The sequence below is a fragment of the Streptomyces sp. NPDC001796 genome, assembly GCF_042892355.1.
GTDB lineage: Bacteria > Actinomycetota > Actinomycetes > Streptomycetales > Streptomycetaceae > Streptomyces.
The window spans coordinates 99,692-125,147 of the sequence record NZ_JBIAUC010000014.1; the positions used below are offsets into that span (position 1 = coordinate 99,692).

General features: G+C 71.8%; 22 protein-coding genes. 16 read left to right on the plus strand and 6 right to left on the minus strand.

Annotation, left to right across the window (positions count from 1 at the left end; genetic code table 11):
- The first annotated feature begins 196 nt into the window (after positions 1–196).
- The 7 genes from dxr to ACFYZE_RS25565 all read left to right on the plus strand — a co-directional run bounded on the left by dxr (position 197) and on the right by ACFYZE_RS25565 (position 8,646).
- Positions 197–1,453, plus strand: a complete 1,257-nt coding sequence (gene dxr, locus ACFYZE_RS25535; RefSeq protein ID WP_388998422.1) for a 1-deoxy-D-xylulose-5-phosphate reductoisomerase — start codon at positions 197–199, stop codon at positions 1,451–1,453.
- Complete coding sequence (locus ACFYZE_RS25540) at positions 1,450–2,754, plus strand: M50 family metallopeptidase (RefSeq protein WP_388998425.1); 1,305 nt, start codon at positions 1,450–1,452, stop codon at positions 2,752–2,754. The genes dxr and ACFYZE_RS25540 overlap by 4 nt, the downstream gene beginning before the upstream one ends.
- A 168-nt stretch (positions 2,755–2,922) precedes the next feature.
- A complete protein-coding gene (gene ispG / locus ACFYZE_RS25545) occupies positions 2,923–4,080 on the plus strand; it encodes a flavodoxin-dependent (E)-4-hydroxy-3-methylbut-2-enyl-diphosphate synthase (RefSeq protein ID WP_103845339.1) in 1,158 nt (385 codons plus the stop codon).
- Positions 4,081–4,205: 125 nt separating this feature from the next.
- Complete coding sequence (locus tag ACFYZE_RS25550) at positions 4,206–5,327, plus strand: hypothetical protein (protein WP_388998428.1); 1,122 nt, start codon at positions 4,206–4,208, stop codon at positions 5,325–5,327.
- A 55-nt stretch (positions 5,328–5,382) separates the two neighbouring features.
- Positions 5,383–6,231, plus strand: a complete 849-nt coding sequence (locus ACFYZE_RS25555) for a GNAT family N-acetyltransferase (protein ID WP_388998431.1) — start codon at positions 5,383–5,385, stop codon at positions 6,229–6,231.
- Positions 6,232–6,320: 89 nt separating this feature from the next.
- Entirely contained in the window at positions 6,321–6,869 is a 549-nt protein-coding gene (locus ACFYZE_RS25560) for a GNAT family N-acetyltransferase (RefSeq protein WP_388998433.1), read from the plus strand.
- Positions 6,870–6,942: 73 nt separating this feature from the next.
- Entirely contained in the window at positions 6,943–8,646 is a 1,704-nt protein-coding gene (locus ACFYZE_RS25565) for a proline--tRNA ligase (RefSeq protein WP_388998436.1), read from the plus strand.
- Between the two features lie 312 nt (positions 8,647–8,958).
- On the opposite strand, the gene ACFYZE_RS25570 is transcribed toward ACFYZE_RS25565, so the two are convergent.
- The 3 genes from ACFYZE_RS25570 to ACFYZE_RS25580 are packed head-to-tail and all read right to left on the minus strand — an operon-like array spanning position 8,959 to position 10,946.
- The gene (locus tag ACFYZE_RS25570) at positions 8,959–9,876 is read right to left on the minus strand and encodes an aminoglycoside phosphotransferase family protein (RefSeq protein WP_388998439.1); all 918 of its coding nucleotides are present in this window, start codon (positions 9,874–9,876) and stop codon (positions 8,959–8,961) included.
- Positions 9,877–9,933: 57 nt separating this feature from the next.
- On the minus strand, positions 9,934–10,422 hold the full coding sequence (locus tag ACFYZE_RS25575; RefSeq protein WP_388998442.1) for a ferritin-like domain-containing protein: 489 nt from the start codon (positions 10,420–10,422) through the stop codon (positions 9,934–9,936).
- Positions 10,419–10,946 carry a hypothetical protein gene (locus ACFYZE_RS25580; protein ID WP_388998445.1) on the minus strand — a complete coding sequence of 176 codons (528 nt, stop codon included), beginning with the start codon at positions 10,944–10,946 and terminating at the stop codon, positions 10,419–10,421. Before ACFYZE_RS25580 ends, ACFYZE_RS25575 begins: the two co-directional genes overlap by 4 nt.
- Before the next feature lie 260 nt (positions 10,947–11,206).
- Between ACFYZE_RS25580 and rimP the strand changes: the two genes are divergently transcribed.
- From rimP to ACFYZE_RS25625, 9 genes are all read left to right on the plus strand, one after another.
- Complete coding sequence (gene rimP / locus ACFYZE_RS25585) at positions 11,207–11,716, plus strand: ribosome maturation factor RimP (RefSeq protein WP_388998448.1); 510 nt, start codon at positions 11,207–11,209, stop codon at positions 11,714–11,716.
- A gap of 2 nt (positions 11,717–11,718) precedes the next feature.
- A complete protein-coding gene (nusA, locus tag ACFYZE_RS25590; protein ID WP_388998450.1) occupies positions 11,719–12,714 on the plus strand; it encodes a transcription termination factor NusA in 996 nt (331 codons plus the stop codon).
- Positions 12,715–12,841: 127 nt separating this feature from the next.
- Complete coding sequence (locus ACFYZE_RS25595; RefSeq protein ID WP_388998453.1) at positions 12,842–13,153, plus strand: YlxR family protein; 312 nt, start codon at positions 12,842–12,844, stop codon at positions 13,151–13,153.
- Positions 13,154–13,299: 146 nt separating this feature from the next.
- Complete coding sequence (infB, locus tag ACFYZE_RS25600) at positions 13,300–16,398, plus strand: translation initiation factor IF-2 (RefSeq protein ID WP_388998455.1); 3,099 nt, start codon at positions 13,300–13,302, stop codon at positions 16,396–16,398.
- Positions 16,399–16,590: 192 nt separating this feature from the next.
- Positions 16,591–16,884 (plus strand): DUF503 domain-containing protein, encoded by a 294-nt coding sequence (locus ACFYZE_RS25605; protein ID WP_200422685.1) that lies wholly within the window; start codon positions 16,591–16,593, stop codon positions 16,882–16,884.
- Between the two features lie 45 nt (positions 16,885–16,929).
- Positions 16,930–17,382, plus strand: coding sequence for a 30S ribosome-binding factor RbfA (rbfA, locus tag ACFYZE_RS25610; RefSeq protein WP_388998457.1), 453 nt, complete (start codon positions 16,930–16,932; stop codon positions 17,380–17,382).
- A complete protein-coding gene (gene truB, locus ACFYZE_RS25615; protein WP_388998460.1) occupies positions 17,379–18,284 on the plus strand; it encodes a tRNA pseudouridine(55) synthase TruB in 906 nt (301 codons plus the stop codon). Before rbfA ends, truB begins: the two co-directional genes overlap by 4 nt.
- Positions 18,285–18,658: 374 nt before the next feature.
- The gene (locus tag ACFYZE_RS25620) at positions 18,659–19,615 is read left to right on the plus strand and encodes a bifunctional riboflavin kinase/FAD synthetase (RefSeq protein ID WP_388998463.1); all 957 of its coding nucleotides are present in this window, start codon (positions 18,659–18,661) and stop codon (positions 19,613–19,615) included.
- A 96-nt stretch (positions 19,616–19,711) separates the two neighbouring features.
- A complete protein-coding gene (locus ACFYZE_RS25625; protein WP_103845576.1) occupies positions 19,712–19,942 on the plus strand; it encodes a DUF397 domain-containing protein in 231 nt (76 codons plus the stop codon).
- 118 nt (positions 19,943–20,060) lie between these two features.
- Here ACFYZE_RS25625 and ACFYZE_RS25630 read toward each other — a convergent pair whose 3' ends face one another.
- From ACFYZE_RS25630 to eccE, 3 genes are all read right to left on the minus strand, one after another.
- Positions 20,061–22,883, minus strand: coding sequence for an SCO5717 family growth-regulating ATPase (locus tag ACFYZE_RS25630; RefSeq protein ID WP_388998466.1), 2,823 nt, complete (start codon positions 22,881–22,883; stop codon positions 20,061–20,063).
- A 199-nt stretch (positions 22,884–23,082) separates the two neighbouring features.
- Positions 23,083–23,925, minus strand: a complete 843-nt coding sequence (locus tag ACFYZE_RS25635) for a hypothetical protein (RefSeq protein ID WP_388998469.1) — start codon at positions 23,923–23,925, stop codon at positions 23,083–23,085.
- The gene (gene eccE / locus ACFYZE_RS25640; RefSeq protein WP_388998471.1) at positions 23,925–25,241 is read right to left on the minus strand and encodes a type VII secretion protein EccE; all 1,317 of its coding nucleotides are present in this window, start codon (positions 25,239–25,241) and stop codon (positions 23,925–23,927) included. Before eccE ends, ACFYZE_RS25635 begins: the two co-directional genes overlap by 1 nt.
- Between the last annotated feature and the right edge of the window lie 215 nt (positions 25,242–25,456).

The window sequence follows — 25,456 nt, forward strand, 5'->3', positions numbered from 1 at the left end:
GCCCGGCCGGGGACCGACGCGCTGGTCTCCGAGCCGCTGTCGCAGCGCAGCACGGTCGCCCCCGCAGCTCGGCGGTGTCGCGGCGAGAGGCAGACCGACCGCACCCGCCGAGCGGTTCCGGCCCGCACACGCCGAACGAGGCAACCCCGGGGGGCACCCTGTCCTCCCCGCCCCGCCGTACCGCAACAATGGAGGGATGAGCGACAGCCCAGCCCCTCTTGCCGACCCCCATCTCGTCTTCGACCGCGTGGACGGAGTGCGGGACGTCGTGATCCTCGGCTCCACCGGCTCGATCGGCACCCAGGCCATCGACCTCGTGCTGCGCAACCCCGACCGGTTCCGCGTCACCGGGCTCTCCGCCAACGGCGGCCGCGTCGGACTGCTCGCCGAGCAGGCCCACCGCCTGCGCGTGCGCACGGTCGCGGTCGCCCGCGAGGACGTCGTACCGGCCCTGACGGAGGCTCTGAGCGCACGGTACGGGCCGGGGGAGGCGCTCCCCGAGATACTCGCCGGACCCGAGGCGGCCACCCAGCTCGCCGGCTCCGACTGCCACACCGTCCTGAACGGCATCACCGGTTCCATCGGCCTCGCACCCACCCTCGCCGCCCTCGAGGCGGGCCGCACGCTCGCGCTCGCCAACAAGGAGTCGCTCATCGTCGGCGGCCCGCTGGTGAAGGCCCTGGCCAAGCCCGGCCAGATCATCCCGGTGGACTCCGAGCACGCCGCCCTGTTCCAGGCCCTCGCCTCCGGCACCCGGGCCGACGTGCGCAAACTCGTCGTCACCGCCTCCGGCGGGCCGTTCCGCGGCCGCACCAAGGCGGAGCTCGCGAACGTGACGCCCAAGGACGCGCTCGCCCACCCCACGTGGGCCATGGGCCCGGTCATCACGGTCAACTCCGCGACCCTCGTCAACAAGGGCCTGGAAGTCATCGAGGCGCACCTGCTGTACGACATTCCCTTCGATCGCATTGAGGTTGTCGTACACCCGCAGTCGTATGTCCACTCGATGGTGGAATTCACGGATGGATCGACCCTGGCGCAGGCGACGCCCCCCGACATGCGGGGGCCGATCGCCATCGGACTCGGCTGGCCCGAACGGGTGCCCGACGCAGCACCCGCCTTCGACTGGAGCAAGGCGTCGACCTGGGAGTTCTTCCCGCTCGACACCGAGGCGTTCCCGTCGGTGGGACTCGCCCGGCACGTCGGGCAGCTCGCGGGCACGGCCCCGGCCGTGTTCAATGCGGCCAACGAGGAGTGCGTGGACGCGTTCCTGAACGGCGGCCTGCCGTATCTCGGAATCATGGATACGGTCACACGGGTGGTCGAGGAGCACGGCACACCTCGTCGGGGAACTTCCCTGACCGTCGCGGACGTCCTCGAAGCGGAGACCTGGGCGCGCGCCCGGGCCAGGGAACTGACGGCGCAGACGGCAACGGCGGAGGCTCGTGCATGACGACCTTGATGATGATCCTCGGCATAGTCGTCTTCGTGGTCGGCCTGCTGTTCTCGATCGCGTGGCACGAGCTCGGGCATCTGTCGACGGCCAAGCTCTTCGGCATCCGCGTGCCGCAGTACATGGTCGGCTTCGGCCCGACCATCTGGTCACGGAAGAAGGGCGAGACCGAGTACGGCGTCAAGGCGGTCCCGCTCGGTGGCTACATCCGCATGATCGGCATGTTCCCACCCGGCCCCGACGGCCGGATCGAGGCCCGCTCCACCTCGCCGTGGCGCGGGATGATCGAGGACGCCCGGGCACAGTCCTTCGAGGAGCTGCAGCCCGGTGACGAGACGCGGCTCTTCTACACGCGCAAGCCGTGGAAGCGTGTCATCGTCATGTTCGCGGGTCCCTTCATGAACCTGATCCTCGCCGTGGTGGTCTTCCTCGGCGTGATGATGACCTTCGGCGTCCAGACCCAGACCACCACGGTCTCCAAGATCTCCGACTGCGTCATCCAGCAGAGCGAGAACCGCACCAAGTGCGAGAAGGGCGACCCCGCCGCGCCCGCCCTGGCCGCCGGGCTGAAGCCGGGTGACGAGATCGTCCGGTTCGACGGGAAGCAGGTGAAGGACTGGTCCACCCTCCAGTCCGACATCCGCGCCAACCCCGGCAAGGACGTCACGATCACCGTCGAGCGCAAGGGACGGACGGTCGACCTGCACGCCCACCTGATCAAGAACCAGGTCAGCAAGACGGACGGCAACGGCGGCTATGTCGAGGGCAAGTACGTCTACGCCGGCTTCCTCGGCTTCACCCCGGCCACCGGCATCGTGCAGCAGTCCCTCGACCAGTCCGTGCAGCGCATGGGCGACATGATGGAGAACGGCGTCGAGTCGATCGTCTCCCTGCCCGGCAAGATTCCCGGCCTGTGGGACGCGGCCTTCGGCAACGCCCCGCGCCAGGCGGACTCCCCGATGGGCGTGGTCGGCGCGGCCCGGGTGGGCGGCGAGGTCTTCACCCTCGACATCCCGCCGTCCCAGCAGATCGCGATGATGCTCATGCTCGTCGCGGGCTTCAACCTGTCCCTGTTCCTGTTCAACATGCTGCCGCTGCTCCCGCTGGACGGAGGCCACATCGCGGGCGCCCTGTGGGAGTCGCTGCGCCGCAACCTGGCCAGGCTGCTGCGCCGCCCGGACCCGGGGCCCTTCGACGTGGCGAAGCTGATGCCGGTGGCGTACGTGGTGGCCGGTGTGTTCATCTGCTTCACGATCCTGGTCCTGATCGCGGACGTCGTTAACCCGGTGAAAATCTCGTAGCCACGAGGAGTTCGGGCGGCCGGGAAGACTGTCTTCCCGGCCGCCCCCCATTGGGTGGGTTTACGGACGGTGATGTGCTGGTGTTCGCACCCGTGGCGTAATCTCGGAGCCTGGAGCCCGCCGATTCCGGGACCGGACCTTGATCCACAACTTGGGGTTGCACAGCAGATGACTGCGATTTCACTCGGCATGCCGTCCGTTCCGACCAAGCTCGCCGAGCGCCGGAAGAGCCGGCAGATCCAGGTCGGACCGGTGGCGGTGGGCGGAGACGCACCGGTGTCCGTGCAGTCGATGACGACGACCCGCACGTCGGACATCGGCGCGACGCTCCAGCAGATCGCGGAGCTGACCGCGTCCGGCTGCCAGATCGTCCGCGTGGCGTGCCCCACCCAGGACGACGCCGACGCGCTGGCGACGATCGCGAAGAAGTCGCAGATCCCGGTGATCGCCGACATCCACTTCCAGCCGAAGTACGTCTTCGCCGCGATCGAGGCCGGCTGCGCCGCCGTCCGCGTCAACCCGGGCAACATCAAGCAGTTCGACGACAAGGTCAAGGAGATCGCCAAGGCCGCCAAGGACCACGGCACCCCGATCCGCATCGGCGTCAACGCGGGCTCCCTGGACAGGCGCCTGCTGCAGAAGTACGGCAAGGCGACCCCGGAGGCGCTCGTCGAGTCCGCCCTGTGGGAGGCGTCCCTCTTCGAGGAGCACGACTTCCGGGACATCAAGATCTCCGTCAAGCACAACGACCCGGTCGTGATGATCGAGGCCTATCGGCAGCTCGCCGCCCAGTGCGACTACCCGCTGCACCTGGGCGTCACCGAGGCCGGTCCCGCCTTCCAGGGCACCATCAAGTCGGCGGTCGCCTTCGGTGCGCTGCTGTCGCAGGGCATCGGCGACACCATCCGTGTCTCCCTGTCCGCGCCTCCGGTCGAGGAGGTCAAGGTCGGCATCCAGATCCTGGAGTCCCTCGGCCTGCGCGAGCGCGGCCTGGAGATCGTCTCCTGCCCGTCCTGCGGCCGCGCCCAGGTCGACGTCTACAAGCTGGCCGAGGAGGTCACGGCGGGCCTCACCGGCATGGATGTCCCGCTGCGCGTCGCCGTCATGGGCTGCGTCGTCAACGGCCCCGGCGAGGCACGCGAGGCCGACCTCGGCGTCGCCTCCGGCAACGGCAAGGGCCAGATCTTCGTCAAGGGCGAGGTCATCAAGACCGTCCCCGAGTCGAAGATCGTGGAGACGCTGATCGAGGAGGCCATGAAGCTCGCCGAGCAGATGCAGAAGGACGGCGCGGCCTCCGGAGAGCCGTCGGTGTCGGTCGCGGGCTGACGCTCGCGCCCGTTCGACCGGAGCCCCGTCACCGCTCGGTGACGGGGCTCCGGCACGAGAACGCTCACCCTCCCGCCTGCGGAACGACAGGCGTCCCACAGTTCCAGGTCGAGGACACCCCGATCATGGACATGGTGTCCCACGAGCAGAAGACCGGGATGACCCCGCCGTACGACCAGCCCTCGGCTATCTGGACCCCGATGCCGCGCCTGGCGGAATCCTGCTACAAGGTCCCCGACACGGGCAGTTGGTGGTACGACGGCCAGGACCGGCCGGTGTCGACCGGACTCAACGTCGACCGGTACGTCGCCGACGCGGGCAGCTCGGTGCTGTCCCTCATGGATTTCACCGCCATGGTCGACGGCAGGTTCCCGCCGCAGCAGGAGAAGTTCATCGACCTGCTGAAGGACTACCTCCCACCCGTCTGGGAGTCCCTGCACGGCGTGTACGGCGGCGGTTTCACGTACGGCGGCATGCAGCCCGGCACTTGGAACGACGGCGCCTACGGCTACATCACGGTCAGCCGCTCCCGCCCCGCGACCACGCAGTACATCCACGTGACCACGCGGCCCACCTCCGGTGACGAGGTCCGCATCCGCGACAACGGTTACCGCATCGAGCAGATCACCGACCTGCGGACGGGCAGGAGGCTGCACTTCGACCAGGGGGGCGTGACGCTCACCGTCAAGGGCATCACCGACTGGGACCCGTACGACACCGTGTTCAAGGTGACGACGGCCGCACACCGCCAAGGCGTCTATCCGACGGGACTCGTCAAGGCGAGCGAACCCGCGCTCACCGACGGGGACTTCACCACGTACAGCGACAACAAGGGCGTGCTGCCCGCCGGCTACACGCTCGACCTGGGCCGGATCCGCAAGGCCGCCTTCCTCGGTGTCAACCAGCGTGAGTGGTCGCCCACGCACAACCGGGAGACCTTCGGCCACAAAGAGGACTCGGCGCGGATCAAGGACTACACGGTGTCGGTCAGTGACGACGGCGCCACATGGCGTGAGGTGAAGGCGGGCGTCCTGGAGAGCGCCCGGGGCATCCGGTTCATCGACCTCGGCGACCGCCTGCGCACCCGCTGCATCCGGCCGACGTCTCCACCACCTGGGCCGCGGCCACGGTCCCGGACTTCTACCGGCAGCTCAAGATCGGCGAGATCCAGGTCGGTTACGGCCACCCCCACGGTCACGGCTGACCCGGCCGTCCCACCGCGCCGCTCCCCGGGGGCGGCGCGGTAAGGATCCGGCAGGTACAGTGCGGAGATCAGCAGACCCAAGGGTGAGGCTCCCGCACGTGTTGACGCAGACGACCACCCGGGTCCTCGAACCGAGTGACCTGGACGCCGCGCTCGCCGTCCTCGACCGCGAGCCGGTCGCCAACGCCTTCGTGACGTCCCGCGTCCATGTCGCGGGTCTCGATCCCTGGCGCCTCGGCGGGGAGATGTGGGGCTGGTACGAGGACGGCATGCTGACCTCGCTGTGCTACGCCGGCGCCAACCTCGTACCGATCTGCGCCACCCCGCGCGCGGTGCGGGCCTTCGCCGACCGCGCCCGGCGCACCGGCCGCCGCTGCTCCTCGATCGTCGGCCCCGCCGAACCCACCGCCCAGTTGTGGCGGCTGCTGGAGCCGAGCTGGGGCCCCGCCCGCGAGGTCCGCGCCCACCAGCCGCTCATGGTCACCGACCGCATGCCCGACGACATCGCCCCCGATCCGCACGTCCGCCGCATCCGCAAGGACGAGATGGAGACGATCATGCCGGCGTGCGTGGCGATGTTCACCGAGGAGGTCGGCGTCTCCCCGCTGGCCGGCGACGGAGGGCTGCTCTACCAGGCACGGGTCGCCGAACTCGTAGGCGCGGGCCGCTCCTTCGCCCGCCTCGACGACAGCGGCAGGGTCGTCTTCAAGGCGGAGATCGGCGCCGCGACCCCACTGGCCTGCCAGATCCAGGGGGTGTGGGTGGCTCCCGAGTACCGGGGGACGGGCCTGGCCGCACCGGGTATGGCGGCGGTGCTGCGCTATGCGCTGACCGATGTGGCCCCGGTGGTGAGCCTGTACGTCAACGACTTCAACACCCCCGCGCGGCGGACGTACCACAGGGTGGGCTTCCAGGAGGTCGGGGCGTTCATGAGCGTCCTGTTCTGAGCGCCGCCACAGGTGCTTGGGGCGCTGAAGGGCAAGGCGCACACGGCCCGCAGCCGAACGCCGCCGCGTACCCCTGTAGGCTCACGACCATGCCTCGTACCGTCGACGACGTTGTGATCGGCCCCCTGGACCTGTCCGCCCGCGTCGACGAGGCGCTCGCCGTCCAGGCCCTCGCGTTCGGGCTGGGCGCCGACGAGGTCGCCGTACGCCGCCAGATCGTGCTGCGGCACATGACCTACCCGGGAGCCCGCGCGTTCGGCGCCACCACCGTGGACGGACGGCTCGTCGGGTTCGTGTACGGCATGCCCAACGACCGCGCGCACTGGTGGTCCACCGTCGTGGAACCGTATCTGCGCGCCCAGGGCCACGACGACTGGCTCGACACCTCGTTCGTGATCACCGAGCTGCACGTCCACCCCCGGTACCAGAACCGCGGCATCGGCCGCGCCCTGATCACCACCATCACCGACGGCGCCACCGAGCCCCGCTCGATCCTCTCCGCGATCGACACCGACAGCCCGGCCCGGGGCCTGTACCACTCGCTGGGCTATGTGGATCTCGCGCGTCAGGTCCTCTTCCCGAGCGCGCCGAAACCGTACGCGGTGATGGGCGCCCCGCTGCCCCTGCGACGCCGTTAACCGATTTCCACCCGCACGGCAAGCCCGGCTAACCTCCTAGCCATCACCCTTACGCGGCAGGAGTACCAGAACCATGGCCAACGCACCGGTCCAGCGCATGTCCCAGTTGATGGCGAAGACGCTGCGCGACGACCCGGCCGACGCCGAGGTCCTCAGCCACAAGTTGCTGGTCCGCGCGGGCTACGTCCGCCGCACCGCCGCCGGTGTGTGGACCTGGCTGCCGCTCGGCAAGAAGGTCCTCGCCAACGTGGAGCGGATCGTCCGCGAGGAGATGGACGCCATCGGCGCCCAGGAGGTGCTGCTGCCCGCCCTGCTGCCCCGCGAGCCCTATGACGCGACCGGCCGCTGGGACGAGTACGGCGCCGAGCTGTTCCGCCTGAAGGACCGCAAGGGCGGCGACTACCTGCTCGGTCCCACCCACGAGGAGATCTTCACCCTGCTGGTGAAGGACCAGGCGTCCTCGTACAAGGACCTGCCGGTGATCCTCTACCAGATCCAGACCAAGTTCCGTGACGAGGCCCGGCCCCGGGCGGGCATCCTGCGCGGCCGTGAGTTCCTGATGAAGGACTCGTACTCCTTCGATCTGGAGGACGAGGGCCTCGCCCGCTCCTACGCCCTGCACCGCCAGGCATACCAGCGCGTCTTCGACCGCCTCGGCCTGGACTACCGGATCGTCGCCGCGACCGCGGGCGCCATGGGCGGTTCGAAGTCCGAGGAGTTCCTCGCCCCGGCCGACGCCGGCGAGGACACCTTCGCCGACTGCCCGAACTGCGACTTCGCCGCCAACACCGAGGCGATCACCTACACGCTCCAGCCGGTCGACGCCTCCGGTGTCCCGGCCGCCGAGGAGATCCCCACCCCGGACACCCCCACCATCGAGACCCTCGCCGCCTCCCTCGGCGTCCCGGCCTCGGCCACCCTGAAGAACCTCCTCGTCAAGGTCGACGGCGAGATCGTCGCCGTCGGCGTCCCCGGCGACCGCGAGGTCGACATGGACAAGGTCGAGGCGCACTTCGCCCCGGCCGTCGTCGAGATGGTCACCGAGGCCGACTTCGCGGGCCGGCCCGACCTCGTCCGCGGCTACGTCGGCCCCCAGGGCCTGGGGGAGAAGGTCCGCTACATCGCCGACCCGCGGGTGGCGCCGGGCACCGCGTGGATCACGGGCGCCAACAAGGAGCACACCCACGCGAAGAACGTGGTCGCCGGCCGCGACTTCGAGGTCGACGAGTACGTGGACGTCGTGGTGGTGCAGGAGGGCGACCCCTGCCCGAAGTGCGGCACCGCGCTCAAGCTGGACCGCGCCATCGAGATCGGCCACATCTTCCAGCTCGGCCGCAAGTACGCCGACGCCCTCAAGCTCGACGTCCTCGGCCAGAACGGCAAGCCGGTCCGCGTCACCATGGGCTCCTACGGCATCGGCGTCTCCCGCGCGGTCGCCGCGCTCGCCGAGCAGACCGCCGACGAGCAGGGCCTGTGCTGGCCCAAGGAGGTCGCCCCGGCCGACGTGCACGTCGTGGCAGCCGGCAAGGCCCTGCAGACCGAGGTGGCCCTCGACGTCTCCGAGAAGCTGGCGGCGGCCGGTGTCCGCGTCCTGGTCGACGACCGGGCCGGTGTCTCGCCGGGCGTCAAGTTCACCGACGCCGAGCTGATCGGCGTGCCGCAGATCCTGGTGGCCGGGCGTCGCGCCGGCGAGGGCGTCGTCGAGCTCAAGGACCGCCGGACGGGCGAGCGCGAGGAGCTCACGGTGGACGAGGCGATCGCCCGCCTCACCGCCTGATCCGTGGACCGAGGCTTCTCTCGGAGACCTCTGCGGGGGTGCACGGCCGCCTCACGGAGTTCTCCCAGGCCGTTCCCCGGCCGTAGGGCGTGACAGAACGTCACTGCGGAGGGGAACGGCCAGGACGTCCGGGAACGAGGTGCCGCGGCTACGGTCCGCACAGGGGCGCCCCGGGCCCCGGCGAACGGCGGCGGACCGCCCGGCTCTCCGCGGCTGTCCGGGCAGGGTCCGGGGCCCGTTCCTGCGACGAATGCTTCGCTGTCACAGGAACGCCCCTGAGCTCACGCATCGCCGACCGGCGCTCACCGAGCGCTAGAGCCAGCTCGCGAACTCCAGCAACAGCTCCGCGTCCGCCGGGCGGCCCACCCGGCGTGCCCGCACCCCCGACTCCACCGCCCGGAACAGCGTCCAGCCGCGCAGCCGCTCCTGGTCCAGGTCCAGGGACTCCGCGAGCCGTTTCACCCGGCGGCGGGTGATCGCCGCTCCGGACGGCGTCGCGATCAGGTCCTCCACCCGGTCGCGCACCAGCCGGGCCAGGTCGAACGCGCACTCGCCGACCACCGGGTCCGGCCCCACCGCCAGCCACGGCATCCGCTCCCCGGCGAGGATCTTGCTCTGCCGGAACGTGCCGTGCAGCAGCCGCTCCTCGGGCGGGGCGGCGAGCAGCTGCTCACGGGCCGCCAGCGCCGCCTCGACCAGCGGCGCGGCCTCCGGGTCCGCCTCCGCGCTCCGCCGCATCGCCTCGGCCTGCCGTCCCGTGCGCGCGGCCACCGTCTCGAAGGAGTGAGCGGCGGGCGGTTCGACCCACAGCCGCCGCAGCGTGCCGGCCGCCTCCAGCAGGGCCTTCGCCTCCGGCAGCGAGCGCACGGACATCTCCGGGTGCAGGCGCTCCAGCAGCAGCACGCCCTCCCCGGCGTCCGAGGTGGGGGCGTCCGCGTCCAGGAGCCGTACGGCCCCCAGGCCGTCCCACCGCACGAGCGCGGCACGCTCGCTGCCCGGGCGGGCCCAGGGCGGTACCAGCTTCAGCACGGCCGGCGTCCCGTCGGCCTGCCGCACCAGCAGCACCAGGCTGCTGCGACCGCCCGGCGCCTGCACCCGCTCCACGGTCAACTCGCGTAGACCGACAGCCCGCCGGACCAGCTCCGGGAGCCTGCCCAGCCAGTCGGCGCCACCGTCCCGCTGCGTCTCGCCGAGCGCCCTGACCAGGCGCTGCGGCGGTTCGAAAGCCATGCGCGAGTTGTTCCCTTCCAGGTCGGCTTCGCACGCGTACGGTCGAGCGCGTACGCGTCAGGTTCGCGGTGTCGCCGACGCGGTGGGGGTGGCCGCCGCCCGCTCGGCGAGACCAGGGAAGGCTACGCTCTCGCCGCTCCAGCGCACCGCCCGCACCGCGGCTTCCCGCAGCGCCCCGGCGGCGAAGCCGCGCCGCGCACCCGTCGAGGCCCGCACAAGGTCCGAGTACACCCCGGCCACCCGCTCCTCCAGCTCGGCGGCCAGCCGTACGGCGGCGGCGGAGTCGGGCACCGGGAACGGCAGCGCGTACGCGGCCGCCGCGGCGTCCGGCGTGCCGCCCAGGTCCCGTACCGCCCTGACCAGTTCGTCCCGCCGGGCACGATGGGCGTCGTAGGCGGCATGCGCCTCCGCGCGCCGTGCCTGCTCGATACGGCCGCCGACGACGCCGTAGCCGTAGACGGCGGCGTGCTCGGCGCGCAGGGCGGCCCGCAGGGCCGTCAGCTCGTCGCTCACGGGCGTCGGTGCGCCGGTGCTGATCGTGCTCACTTTCCGCCTTCCGTCAGCAGGTACGCGTGCGCGGCCCCGGCCGCGGCCACGGACGCCATCAGCCGTGCCAGCTCGCCCGGCACCTCCAGCAACGCCCTGACCCGCCGGTCGGCCAGGGCGCGCTCGGCCGCGGCCAGGTCGGCCAGTGCGGACTTCGCGTCCGCCGGTACGGGGGAGGCGGAGGCAGAGGGGGACGCGGACGCGCCGGCCGAGCCGGCGGAGGGGGACGCCGAGGCGCCGGCTCCGCCGCCGAACGCCTGTGCGTGCCGGACGACCTCCGCCCGCAGTGGCCGCAGCCGCGCCGCCAGGTCCGGGTGGGCGTCGATGACGGCCGCGTACCGCGCCGCCAGCGCCTCGCTGTCCCGCGCCGCACGCGCGCGTGCCCGGTCGGCGGCCGCCGGGCTGCCGCCGGTCGCGCCGGAATCGGAGGCGCCGGAGCAGCCCGCCAGCAGCGCGGCACCCGCGGCCGAGGCGAACAGGCTCCTTCTGCGCAGCGGGGCGCGGGCGGGCGGGGGGAGGGGCACGGCAGACCGTCCTCGGAGGCTTCGGTACGAACGGATGGGCGGGAGCCCGACGAATGGGCGGGAGCCCGATGATCACCGTACCCGCGCACCCCGCTCGTGCCGGCCATCGGCTCGGCCGACAGCGCCCACGCACGCGTGGCGCCCGCCGGGACGCCGTTCGCCTCGGTCCGAGGTGGACGGCATCACCCTCCGGGACCGGATACCCTTTGACCTGACAGCGACCATCCCACAACAGCACACGCGGCCGAGGAGTCACCCGGATGAGCACCACCCAGAGCGAGAGGCTGCGAGGACTGCTGGAACCGCTCGTCACATCCCAGGGGCTCGATCTCGAGGAGATCGCGGTGGACTCCGTCGGGCGCAAGCGTGTGCTGCGCGTCGTCGTCGACTCCGACACCGGTGCCGACCTGGACAAGATCGCCGATGTGAGCCGCGCGCTCTCGGCGAAGCTCGACGAGACGGACGCGATGGGCGAGGGCGAATACACCCTCGAGGTCGGAACCCCGGGCGCGGAGCGCCTCCTCAAGGAACACCGGCACTACGTACGGGCCCTGGGCCGGCTGGTGCGGTTCCAGCTGACCGAGGGCGGAGAACTGGTCGCCAGGATTCAGCAGGTCGACGACGACGGTGTCGACCTCGAGGTGCCCGGTGTGAAGGGCCGCAAGGCCACCGCCCGCAGACTCGCCTTCCCGGACATCGCCAGGGCGCGGGTCCAGGTCGAGTTCAACCGCAAGGACATGAGGGACATGAAGGAAGAGGAGGAGGCGTAGCCGTGGACATCGACATGAGTGCCCTCCGGGGCTTGGTGCGGGAGAAGGAGATCTCCTTCGACCTGCTGGTCGAGGCGATCGAGGCGGCCCTCCTCATCGCCTACCACCGCACCGAGGGAAGCCGCCGCCACGCGCGCGTGCAGCTCGACCGGGAGACCGGCCACGTGACCGTGTGGGCGAAGGAGGATCCCGAGGATCTCCAGGACGGCCAGGAGCCACGCGAGTTCGACGACACCCCTTCGGGCTTCGGGCGTATCGCCGCCACCACCGCCAAGCAGGTCATCCTGCAGCGTCTGCGCGACGCCGAGGACGACGCGACGCTCGGCGAGTACGCGGGCCGCGAGGGCGACATCGTCACCGGAGTGGTCCAGCAGGGCCGCGACCCGAAGAACGTGCTCGTCGACATCGGCAAGCTCGAGGCCATCCTGCCGGTGCAGGAGCAGGTGCCGGGAGAGACGTACGAACACGGCAAGCGCATCCGCTCGTACGTCGTCCGGGTGGCGAAGGGCGTGCGCGGTCCGTCCGTCACTCTTTCGCGCACCCACCCCAATCTGGTGAAGAAGCTGTTCGCCCTCGAGGTGCCGGAGATCGCCGACGGCTCGGTGGAGATCGCCGCGATCGCCCGTGAGGCCGGTCACCGTACGAAGATCGCCGTCAGGTCCACCCGTTCGGGCCTGAACGCCAAGGGCGCCTGCATCGGCCCCATGGGCGGCCGTGTGCGCAATGTCATGGGCGAGCTGAACGGCGAGAAGATCGACATCGTCGACTGGTCCGACGACCCGGCCGAGATGGTGGCGAACGCCCTGTCCCCGGCCCGTGTCACCAAGGTGGAGGTGGTGGACCTCGCGGCCCGCTCCGCGCGCGTGACGGTCCCCGATTACCAGCTGTCGCTGGCGATCGGCAAGGAGGGGCAGAACGCCCGTCTGGCGGCCCGGCTGACCGGCTGGCGGATCGACATCCGTCCCGACACCGAACAGCCCGCCGAGAGGCAGGCCTGAGGCGCGTCACCTCGGCCGGGAATAGATCCCGGCCGTGCGACGCTGAGATCACGACAGTTTTGTGTGCAGCAGATGTTCGACTCTTGCCCCGAAGGGGTGAGGTCGGTGCGGGGAGGTAGACTTAACCGTGTCTGGCCGGACGCACACCGGAGCATGCCCTGAACGCACCTGTGTGGGGTGCCGGGAGCGAGCGGCCAAGATCGAACTGCTGCGCACCGTGGTGATCGAGGACGCATGCGTCCCCGATCCTCGCGGTACGCTGCCCGGCCGGGGTGCGTACGTGCACCCCGCACTGTCCTGTTTCGAGCTGGCGGTCCGCCGCCGGGCGTTCCCACGGGCGCTCCGCGTCCCGGGTCCGCTCGACACAAAGGCGTTGCGTCGGCACCTCGAGCAGGAAGAAAGTTGTCAGCAGCACCCAGCTGGGCAGGCAACACCGTAAGACGTGCCGCGCGGATCCCCGTGCGGTCCTGGTACCTCGCGAGTCGAAAGCAGGTCGAGATTGCGATGAGCACTCGATGAGTACGCGATGAGTACGCCCATGAACTAGCGACGGTCCGGCTTCAACCCGGACCTCAAAGGAGCGAAGTGGCTAAGGTCCGGGTCTACGAACTCGCCAAGGAGTTCGGTGTGGAGAGCAAGGTCGTCATGGCCAAGCTCCAGGAACTCGGTGAATTCGTCCGTTCGGCGTCTTCGACCATCGAAGCGCCCGTAGTACGCAAGCTGACCGACGCCCTCCAGCAGGGCAACGGCGGTGGCGCGAAGTCCGCCGCCCCGCGCAAGGCCTCCCCGGCGAAGCCGGCCGCGCCCTCCCCGGCGCAGGCTGGGGGCACCTCCCACGCCGTTAAGGCAGTGGGGGACCGTCCGGCTGCCCCGCGTCCGGCGGCCCCCAAGCCCCCGGCCGCCGAGAAGCCCGCGGCTCCGGCCCCGGGTCCGCGCCCGACGCCGGGCCCGAAGCCCGCGCCGCGGCCCGCCCCGGCGTCCCCCGCCCCGGGTGCGCCCGAGTTCACGGCACCCCCGTCGGCTCCGGCCGCCCCCAGCCCGCGTCCGGCTGCCCGTCCCGGCGCCCCCAAGCCCGGCGCACGTCCGGCCGCGCCCGGTCAGGGGCAGGGCCAGGGCGGTGCCCAGGGTGCGCGTCCCGGCGCCCCGCGTCCGGGTGGCCCCGGCGCACGTCCGGGTGCCCGTCCGGCCGGTCCCCGTCCGGGCAACAACCCCTTCACCTCCGGTGGCTCCACCGGCATGGCGCGCCCGCAGGCGCCCCGTCCGCAGGGCCCGCGTCCGGGTGGTCCCGGTGCTCCGGGCGGTCCGCGTCCGCAGGCCGCGGGCCAGGGTGGTCCGCGTCCGCAGGGTGCGGCCGGTGGCGGCCCGCGTCCGCAGGCTCCGGGCGGTCCGCGCCCGACCCCGGGCTCGATGCCGCGTCCGCAGGGCGGTCCGCGTCCCGGCGGCGGCCCCGCCGGTCCGCGGCCGAACCCGGGCATGATGCCGCAGCGTCCTGCTGCCGGCCCGCGTCCCGGTGGCGGTGGCCCCGGTGGCCGCGGTCCCGGTGGCGGCGGTCGTCCCGGTGGCGGCGGTCGTCCGGGTGGCGGCGGCTTCGCCGGCCGTCCCGGCGGCGGTGGCGGTGGCGGCTTCGCAGGTCGTCCCGGTGGTCCCGGTGCCGGTGGCGGTGGCGGTTTCGCAGGTCGTCCCGGTGGTCCCGGCGGCGGTGGCGGTGGCCGTCCCGGCTTCGGTGGCCGTCCCGGTGGTCCCGGTGGCCGTGGTGGCACGCAGGGCGCCTTCGGCCGTCCCGGCGGTCCCGCGCGCCGTGGCCGCAAGTCGAAGCGGCAGAGGCGCCAGGAGTACGAGGCCATGCAGGCCCCGAGCGTCGGCGGCGTGATGCTGCCGCGCGGCAACGGCGAGACCATCCGTCTCTCCCGCGGCGCGTCGCTCACCGACTTCGCGGAGAAGATCAACGCCAACCCGGCGTCCCTCGTCGCGGTCATGATGAACCTCGGCGAGATGGTCACGGCCACGCAGTCCGTCTCCGACGAGACGCTGCAGCTCCTCGCCGACGAGATGAACTACGCGGTTCAGATCGTCAGCCCGGAGGAGGAGGACCGCGAGCTGCTCGAGTCCTTCGACATCGAGTTCGGCGAGGACGAGGGCTCCGAGGAGGACCTGGTCGTCCGTCCGCCGGTGGTGACCGTCATGGGTCACGTCGACCACGGTAAGACCCGACTGCTCGACGCGATCCGCAAGACGAACGTCATCGCGGGCGAGGCCGGCGGCATCACCCAGCACATCGGTGCCTACCAGGTCGCGACCGAGGTCAACGGCGAAGAGCGCAAGATCACCTTCATCGACACCCCGGGTCACGAGGCGTTCACCGCCATGCGTGCCCGTGGTGCGAAGTCGACCGACATCGCGATCCTGGTCGTCGCGGCCAACGACGGCGTCATGCCGCAGACGGTCGAGGCGCTCAACCACGCCAAGGCGGCCGACGTGCCGATCGTGGTCGCGGTCAACAAGATCGACGTCGAGGGTGCCGACCCGACCAAGGTGCGCGGTCAGCTGACCGAGTACGGCCTGGTGGCCGAGGAGTACGGCGGCGACACCATGTTCGTCGACATCTCCGCCAAGCAGGGTCTGCACATCGACTCGCTGCTGGAGGCCGTGATCCTCACGGCCGACGCCTCGCTCGACCTGCGGGCCAACCCGCACCAGGACGCGCAGGGCATCTCGATCGAGTCCCGCCTCGACCGCGGCCGTGGTGCCGTGGCGACGGTCCTCGTCCAGCGAGGCACGCTGCGGGTCGGCGACACGATGGTCGTGGGCGACGCCTACGGCCGAGTCCGCGCCATGCTCGACGACAACGGCAACAACGTCGCCGAGGCCGGCCCGTCGACGCCGGTCCAGGTCCTGGGCCTGACCAACGTCCCGGGTGCGGGTGACAACTTCCTGGTGGTCGACGAGGACCGTACGGCCCGTCAGATCGCCGAGAAGCGCGCCGCCCGTGAGCGCAACGCGGCCTTCGCCAAGCGCACGCGCCGTGTGTCGCTGGAGGACCTGGACAAGGTGCTCAAGGCCGGCGAGGTCCAGCAGCTGAACCTGATCATCAAGGGTGACGCTTCTGGTTCCGTCGAGGCACTGGAGTCCTCCCTGCTCCAGCTGGACGTCGGCGAAGAGGTCGACATCCGCGTCCTGCACCGCGGCGTCGGTGCGGTCACGGAGTCCGACATCGACCTGGCGATGGGCTCCGACGCCATCGTGATCGGCTTCAACGTCCGTGCGGCCGGCCGCGCGGCGCAGATGGCCGAGCGCGAGGGTGTGGACGTCCGGTACTACTCGGTCATCTACCAGGCGATCGAGGAGATCGAGGCGGCCCTCAAGGGCATGCTCAAGCCGGAGTTCGAAGAGGTCGAGCTGGGTACGGCGGAGATCCGCGAGGTCTTCAAGTCGTCCAAGCTGGGCAACATCGCCGGTGTCCTCATCCGCTCGGGCGAGGTGCGCCGCAACACCAAGGCCCGCCTCATCCGCGACGGCAAGGTGGTCGCGGAGAACCTCACCATCGAGGGCCTGCGTCGCTTCAAGGACGACGTCACCGAGATCCGCGAAGGCTACGAGGGCGGTATCAACCTCGGCAACTTCAACGACATCAAGGTCGACGACGTCATCGCGACGTACGAGATGCGCGAGAAGCCGCGGGCGTAAGCCCGGGGTTCACCGCCGGCCGACGGAACCACGGTTCCGTCGGCCGGCGGCCGTCTGCCACGCCCAGCCGCCGGCGGGGGGCGAGAACAATCCCGTCGAGTGGCCCGCACCGTTCGTTGTACGGTTTTCGTGTCCCTGCCCATACCGACGGCAGGGCCACCGATCCCGTACCGGCGGGTCATCCGGACACACATGTACGTGGGGACCCTGTCCTTCGACCTCCTCCTCGGCGACGTACGGTCGCTGAAGGAGAAGCGTTCCGTCGTCCGCCCGATCGTCGCCGAGCTCCAGCGCAAGTACGCGGTGAGCGCCGCCGAGGTGGACCACATGGATCTCTACCGGCGGGCCGTCATCGGGCTCGCGGCGGTCTCCGGCGACGCGGGGCACCTGACCGACGTACTTGACCGGTGCGAGCGGCTGGTCGCCGGACGCCCCGAGGTGGAGCTGCTGTCCGTAAGACGGCGCCTCCACGGCGACGACGACTGACGACCGACCGAAGAACACAGCCAGGAAAGACAGGGAGACGGACCAGTGGCCGACAACGCGCGGGCTAAGAGGCTGGCGGACCTCATCCGAGAGGTGGTGGCCCAGAAGCTGCAGCGCGGGATCAAGGACCCGCGGCTCGGCTCGCACGTCACCATCACGGACACCCGGGTGACGGGCGATCTGCGGGAGGCGACCGTCTTCTACACGGTGTACGGGGACGAGGAGGAGCGGAAGGCAGCCGCGGCCGGCCTGGAGAGCGCCAAGGGCATCCTGCGCTCCGAGGTGGGACGCGCCGCCGGCGTGAAGTTCACCCCGACCCTCACCTTCGTCGCGGACGCCCTCCCGGACACCGCCCGGACCATCGAGGACCTCCTCGACAAGGCGCGCGCCTCCGACGCGAAGGTGCGCGAGGCGGCCACGGGCAAGTCGTTCGCCGGTGACGCCGACCCGTACCGGAAGCCCGGCTCCGACGACGAGACGGACGACACCTCCGAATGACCCAGCAGCACACCACGCCCGACGGCCTCGTCATCGTCGACAAGCCGTCGGGCTTCACTTCGCACGACGTCGTCGCCAAGATGCGCGGGATCGCGAAGACCCGGCGCGTCGGCCACGCCGGCACCCTCGACCCGATGGCGACCGGTGTCCTCGTCCTCGGCGTGGAGAAGGCCACCAAACTCCTCGGTCACCTCGCACTGACCGAGAAGGAGTACGTGGGCACCGTCCGCCTCGGGCAGACGACGCTCACGGACGACGCCGAGGGAGAGATCACCTCCTCCACCGACGCCTCAAAGGTCACCCGGGACGCCATCGACGCCGGGATCGCCAAGCTGACCGGCGACATCATGCAGGTGCCGTCCAAGGTCAGCGCCATCAAGATCAACGGCGTACGGTCCTACAAGCGGGCCCGGGACGGCGAGGACTTCGACATCCCGGCCCGGCCCGTCACCGTCTCGTCCTTCGCGGTGTACGACGTCCGGGACGCCGTCGCCGAGGACGGCACCCCGGTGCTCGACCTGCTCGTGTCCGTGGTCTGCTCGTCCGGCACCTACATCCGGGCCCTCGCCCGCGACCTCGGCGCCGACCTGGGCGTCGGCGGCCACCTCACCGCGCTGCGCCGCACCCGGGTGGGGCCGTACAAGCTGGACGCCGCCCACACCCTGGACCAGCTCCAGCAGGAGCTGACCGTGATGCCGATCGCCGAGGCCGCCGCGGCCGCCTTCCCCCGCTGGGACGTGGACGCCAAGCGGGCCCGGCTGCTCGCCAACGGTGTGCGGCTGGAGATGCCCGACGAGTACGCGGGCGCGGGCCCTGTGGCCGTCTTCGGCCCCGAAGACCGCCTCCTGGCGCTCGTGGAGGCCCACCGGGGCAAGGCGAAGAGCCTGGCCGTGTTCGGCTGACGCACGCGGTGCCTGCCCGTGGAGCGGCGATCACGGGGATGCCGGTCGCCGCTCCACGGTCCCCCCTCGGTTCCCCCTCACAGAGGTGTATCCAATCACCCGTATCCATTCACCCCGGGGAGCGGGCGCTCGGAGTGAACCGAGGGAGCGGAAGGGGGCGCGTTCACCGCACGATCGTCCCGACCGGTGCCGCAGGGCCCGCACGGCGGTCGCCTGCCCGCCGTCCACCCCGTGATCTGCCTGCCGACCCCCCTCGCTACGACGTGCCGCCCGTCACAGCCCCCATGCCGATGCGGGCCGAGGCCGCGCGGCATGGCACCCTTAGACCTGCGTACAAGCAGAGACGGACACGGGTTCGACGAGGAGCGGTCACAGTGCAGCGCTGGCGTGGCTTGGAGGACATCCCCGAGGACTGGGGGCGCAGCGTCGTCACCATCGGCTCCTACGACGGAGTCCACCGCGGTCACCAGCTGATCATCCGGCATACCGTGGAACGCGCGCGTGAGCTGGGCGTTCCCTCGGTCGTCGTGACCTTCGACCCGCACCCCAGCGAGGTCGTGCGCCCCGGCAGCCACCCGCCGCTGCTCGCCCCGCACCACCGCCGCGCCGAGCTGTGCGCCGAACTGGGTGTCGACGCGGTCCTCGTCCTGCCGTTCACCACGGAGTTCTCCCGGCTCTCGCCCGCCGACTTCGTGGTCAAGGTGCTGGTGGACAAGCTGCACGCCAAGGCCGTCGTCGAGGGCCCGAACTTCCGCTTCGGCCACAAGGCCGCCGGCAACGTGGAGTTCCTGGCCGAGCAGGGCAAGACGTACGACTTCGAGGTCGAGGTGGTGGACCTCTACGTGACCGGCGAGGCAGGCGGCGGCGAGCCCTTCTCCTCGACCCTGACCCGTCGGCTGATCGCCGAGGGCGACGTCGAGGGAGCGCGCGAGATCCTGGGACGCCCGCACCGGGTGGAGGGCGTGGTGGTCCGCGGCGCCCAGCGCGGCCGCGACCTCGGCTACCCGACCGCCAACGTCGAGACGCTCCCGCACACCGCGATCCCGGCCGACGGCGTCTACGCCGGCTGGCTGCAGGTCGAGGGCGAGGCGATGCCGGCCGCGATCTCCGTCGGGACCAACCCCCAGTTCGACGGCACCGAGCGCACCGTGGAGGCGTACGCCATCGACCGGGTGGGGCTTGATCTGTACGGGCTGCACGTCGCCGTCGACTTCCTGGCGTTCGTCCGCGGCCAGGCCAGGTTCGACTCGCTGGACGGGTTGCTGGCACAGATGGCGGAGGACGTGAAGCGCTGCCGTGAGCTGATCGCGGCGGCCGGAGGCCCCGCCTGAGCGACGGCCGCGTCCGTTCGCTCGCAAACCCCTCGCCGCCGCCCCCAGTTGTACAATTCCCCTCGTCCTTAAGGTCGGTGGAACGGAGTGGACCCGGTGGCGACCGAGCAGGAGAAGGAAGCGCTGTACGCCATGGACATCAGCGGCGTCGAGTGGGTCGGCTCCCCTGATGGTCCCCAGGACGAGCGGGTGGAGATCGCCTACCTGCCGGGCGGCGCGGTCGCGATGCGCAACTCCGCGGACCCCGACACGGTGCTCCGCTACACCGCGGCGGAGTGGCGGGCGTTCGTACTCGGGGCGCGCGACGGGGAGTTCGACCTGAAGTAGTGCTGAAGCAGTGCACCCGGAGTGAGACCGGGACAAGTGCGCTCGCGCCGCGACGTACGCGAAAGCCGGAGGGCCGGCACCGTGAAGGTGCCGGCCCTCCGGCGTTGCGACCGGTTCGCTACTGCTGCGTCCAGCCGGGCGGTACGGCGCCTTGCTGGGGCTGGGGCTGCTGCGGGTTCTGGTCCGGGGCCGGCTGCTGCCAGCTCTGGCCCGGGCCGGGCTGCTGCTGCCAGCCCTGACCCGGGCCAGGCTGCTGCTGCCAGCCCTGCCCCGGCTGCGGGGCGCCGCCGGGCTGGACGTAGGGCTGCTGGGGCTGCTGCGGGGCCGCGTACCCCTGCGGGGGCTGCTGGAAGTGCAGGTTCGGGTTGCCGAAGCCCTGCTGCGTACGGGCGATGTCCTCGGCGACGAGGGCGGCGAGGTCGAAGTAGGCCTCGCGGGTCTTGGGACGCATCATGTCGAGGTCCACCTCGGCGCCTGCCGCGAGGTGTTCGTCGAAGGGGATCACGACGACTCCGCGGCAGCGGGTCTCGAAGTGCGCGACGATGTCCTCCACCTTGATCATCTTCCCGGTCTCGCGGACACCGGAGATCACGGTGACCGACCGCTGGACGAGATCGGCGAAGCCGTTCGCCGACAGCCAGTCCAGCGTGGTGGAGGCGCTGCTCGCACCGTCCACCGAGGGCGTGGAGATGATGATCAACTGGTCGGCGAGGTCCAGGACTCCGCGCATCGCGCTGTAGAGCAGGCCGGTACCCGAGTCCGTGAGGATGATCGGGTACTGCCGCCCCAGCACGTCGAGCGCGGCACGGTAGTCCTGGTCGTTGAAGGTCGTGGAGACCGCCGGGTCCACGTCGTTGGCGATGATCTCCAGCCCCGACGGCGCCTGCGAGGTGAAGCGGCGGATGTCCATGTAGCTGTTCAGCCGCGGGATCTCCTGGACCAGGTCGCGGATGGTGGCGCCCGTCTCGCGCCGCACCCGTCGGCCCAGGGTGCCGGCGTCCGGGTTGGCGTCGATCGCCAGGATCTTGTCCTGTCGCTCGGTGGCGAGCGTCGCTCCGAGCGACATGGTCGTCGTGGTCTTGCCGACGCCGCCCTTGAGGCTGATGACCGCGATCCGGTAGCAGGACATCACCGGGGTGCGGATCAGCTCCAGCTTCCGCTGCCGCTCGGCCTCCTCCTTCTTGGCGCCGAACTTGAAGCGGGACGGACCCGTGTTGTTCTTGCGCGCCTTGGGCTGGTGGCGCAGCAGCCGGTCGGAGGAGAGCTCCACGGCGGCGTTGTAGCCGAGCGGCGTGCCGGGCGCGGCCTGCTGCTGGGGGGCACCGGGACCCGCCTGGGGGCCGACCGGAGCGGTCCAGCCCTGGTTGCCGTATGCGGCGGGCGGGGCAGCGGGAGGCTGCTGGGGCGCCTGCTGTTGCGGCAGTGGCTGTGCCGGGGGCTGCGGCTGGGCCGGAGCCGGTTGCTGGGCCGGGGGCTGCTGGTGCGGCGCGGGCTGCTGCGGCGGGGCGGGCTGCGGGTAGCCGTAGCCGGGCTGCTGGGGCGGGTAACCGTAACCGACCGGTCCAGGCTGCTGCTGCGGCAGCGGCTGGGCGGGCGGCTGCGGGTAGCCGTATCCGGCGGCCTGCGGGTGCGGCTGCGGGGGCTGGGGCGCCTGCCGCGGGTCCACCGCGGGCTGCCCGCCCTGCGCCGGGTACGCGGGAGGCTGGCCCGGGTACGCGGGAGGCTGGGCCGGGCCGAACGTGCCCTGCGGGGGCGTCGGGTACCCGGGCTGCCCCGGTACCGGCTGGGCGGGCGGCTGCGGGTAGCCGTATCCGGCGGCCTGTGCGGCCGCGGCCTGCTGGTCCGGCTGCCCCGCCTGCTGCGGTGCCCCCTGAGCGGGCTGTGCGGGCACGTAGCCCTGGGGGAGCGGCGGAAGCTCCTGGCCGGCCTGGGGCGCGGCGGGGGGCTGCGCAGCGGGCGCCGCCTGTGGCTGCTGCCCCTGCGCCGAGGGCGCGGGTCCTGGAGCGGCGGGCGCCGGCTCCGGCTCTGTTTCCGGCTCCGCTTCGCCGGTAGCCGACGTGGCCTCGGCATCGGGCCGCCCGGCGGATTCCGCATCGGAACGGACGTCCGCCGTCTCGTCGCCCTCCGGGTCCCGGACCCCGGATCCGGCGGAGTCACCCGACTCCACCTCGTCGCTCCGCCCCTCCTCCGGCTTCTCGTCGTCGTCGGATCCGCCGAACAGCCTCGCCGCCTCGGCGTCGGCGGCGGCGTGGTTGAACTCCGCCATCGACTGCTCGGGCATCGGCTGCGCGGAGGCAGGCTGTTGGGGAGCGCCCGCCGCCGGGGCAGCGGCCTGGGGCGGGGCGGCCTCGGCGTCCTCGTCGACGGGCCGCAGCACGGGGAAGCCCGGTGCGGGCGGCTGGGCCGGCGCCTGCGGCTGAGGCTGTCCCTGGCCGGCCGACGTGTCCTGGCCCTGCTGGGGCGCGCCCGCTCCCGTCTGCTGGGGGTAGCCGTACCCGCCGGGCGCCGGCGCGCCGCCCGTTGCCTGGGGGGTGCTCGGAGCGGACTGCGGCTGCGGAAAACCGTAGCCGCCCGTGCCGTTCTGGTTCCCTCCGGGCGCGCCCTGCGCGGGCTGCTGCGGAACACCCTGGGCGTACGGCTGCGCCGCCGCGGGAGCCTGGGGTGCGGGGGCCTGCGGTGCGGGGGCCTGGGGCGTGGGGGCCTGCGGTGCGGGCCCGCCCGGCGGTCCGGTGGGCGGGCCGACGGGTGGACCGGGCGGCGGAGGCGGAGCGGCCGGTCCGGCGTCGCGCTGTACGCCGGCCGCGGAACCCCCCTGCGTGCTTTGGGCGTACCAGGCGGGAGGTGTGTAGACGATTTCGAACTCGCCGGTGAGGTCGACGTCTTGATCGTCCCCGTCCGAGGACGGGCTGCCGCCGTTGTACTCGGACCGATCGCTGTTCACTGCTTGCCTCCTGGTCAGCCACTGCTGCTGAGTTGGTCGTCGTCGCGGCCGGGCGGACCGAGTGGCGATTCCCACGCGGCTGCGATCGTCACCGCATCACCAGAAGAGACTAATCACTTGGATCGCGGTACGGAAAAGTGACTGTCGACCCGACCGGTAGGCACCGCGATCCGGGGACGACAAGGCGTCGGACGAGCGTTCAGTCCATACGGCGGGCCACGCCCAGCAGGCCCGTCTCCGCGTCGGTGGGCTCGGTCATGACGAACTTGCGATGCTTACGGGTGCACCACAGGGCCACGCCGTCGTAAAGGGTGGGCAGCAGCTGGAGATGCTCGTCCGGAATGCCCAGAGTGTCGCGCACGATCTCGGTCTCCTGGGGCGAGATGCGCTGGATACCGACCAGTTGGGCCTGGGACAGCCAACGAGGCGCGTGCTCGCCGACGAACGGCAGCACCGTCACCACGGCCTGCCACGGCAGCGAGGTGACCCGCCCACGGGGCGGGCGAACGCCGCAGTCCCGGATCAGCACCACCGGACTGGAGACGGAGGGGCCCTGCGCGGGCACCCGTCCCACCGGATACACCGTCACACACTGCTGGCCGCCACCCGCGACCTGGGCCAACTGCTGCCAGGCCTGCGGACGGCCCGTCTCGACACCCACACGCGCCCCGGTCGCGGCCGCGCGCAGCGCCAGCACCTGGGCGAGCCAGAGGCCGCCCACGAGCACGACGTCGAAGGGAGTGGGGCGGGACAGGCCCAGCACGGCCGGCTGCGACTCCGGGTCGGTGCCGATGATCACGCCGTCGTCGCCGATCGGCATGCTGATGGCCGCGAGCTCGTCGACGGTGACGACATGGCGGTTCCGGCGCGGGCCGCGCAGCCCGAAACCCGGGCTGAAGATGCGCCGTTGCTGCTGCGGGGACTCCGGCTGCCGGATGATGGGGATCATGCCGGTGTCGGTCGGCGAGGCCACGTGCGCCGGCGTGCGTCCGGAGGCCCGGCCGTGCTGCCGCGGGTCCGTGGCCGTGGCGGGGTGGGACATCAGTACGTACCTCCGAGCGGCAAAGTGGCGAGGGCTCCGGGGACCTGCTCCCGGTCGAGGCGGACCAGACCGACCTTCGCGGCACTCGCGGCCCGTTCCAACTCACGGGCGACCTCGGCCAGTTCGCTGTCGCCACGGGCGGTGACGCGCAGGTGCCCGGCCAGGGAGACGCCGCGGCTGCCGGCCTTGCCCAGCGTCACGCTGAACGTCGTGGCGAGCACCGGCAGCGAGGTGAACCGGGTGATCAGCTCGGGCAGAGCCACACCCCCGTTCCCCAACTGCGGCCAGCGGGAGAGCCAGTACGTCGTGTGCCACCGGTCGTCGACCCGCCAGGTCCGTACCGACTCGACCGTACGCCGCTGGGGCGACCGCCCGTCCTGAGCGTGCTGCGCGTTGGCCCGCGGGTTCAGGCAGCTGGACGTCGCGAGTGCCTGCACGAGTTCGGTCTCGTCCAGAATGGTCGCCTGGAATCCGGCCCCGGCCAGCCGACTCGTGAGCTGGTCCGCCACCCGCAGCAGTGCGCGCTGCGCCCCGGGAACGCCGTCTCCGCGTGCCTGAACCGCCTCCGGGCACAGTTCCGGGTCGAGTTTGAGGGCGACCCAGGTGAGCCGGAGCGCGGGCGAACCCGTCTGCGCCTGCAGGGGCCCGTACGACCGCGCGGCGACCGACTGCTGGGGCAGGTGCGGCGCGGGCGCCGGCTGGGTGTGCTGCACGACCTGTGCGGACGCCAGACGGATCCCGTCGACCTCCAGAGCCTCCTGGACCAGGTGCAGCGGCAGCTGCCGCCCCGCGGACTCGGGACGCAGCGGCTGGTCCGCCGGCTGCACGAAGAGCACGGCGGTCAGGAACGTCCCGTCGCCGATCATGCCGATCGAGCGGTCGTCACGGGACACGAAGCGGTACGTCCGAAGGGCCGGGTCGCACTCCACGGTGGGGGCCAGCATCGGATCCGTCCCGGGCGGGACGGGCGTCTTGGCCCCGCGCTGACGGCGCCTGAGCGCACGCGTCGTCTCGTACCACTCGGGCAGCGGGCGGCGGCCCCGTCGCAGGACCGCCAGGAGCAGCAGCAGCGCCGCCACCCCACCGGCCGGAGCCAGCAGCCAGGAGGCGTCCGCGGCCCAGGCGACCAGCATGACCGCAGCCGCGAGCTCCACCAGGATGAGCTGCTGCAGTCGCAGCGGACCCATACCGCCCGGGCTGGGCAGCAGGCGCGGCGACGCGGCGGCGGGGGCCGGAGCCGGCCCGCGTCTGCGGCCCGGACCGTCCTGTTGCTGCTGTGCGCGGCCTCCGCGCCGAGTGCTCGTAGCGCTGGTCATCCCCCGGGACATCCCTTTCGCGAAGTAGTGGCCATATGCCGGGCGGAGATCCTCTGTTGGAGATCCCGGCGACGGGCCAGGGGCACCGATGGCCCACATCATCCATGCGAGTGGCTCACGGTACCCGCTGCTGCACGCGGGCGGACACAGGGGACACCGAAACCCCAGGTGGCCAGCCTTTCACGGACCGGCCGCGCATGGTGGGGCGCAGGGGT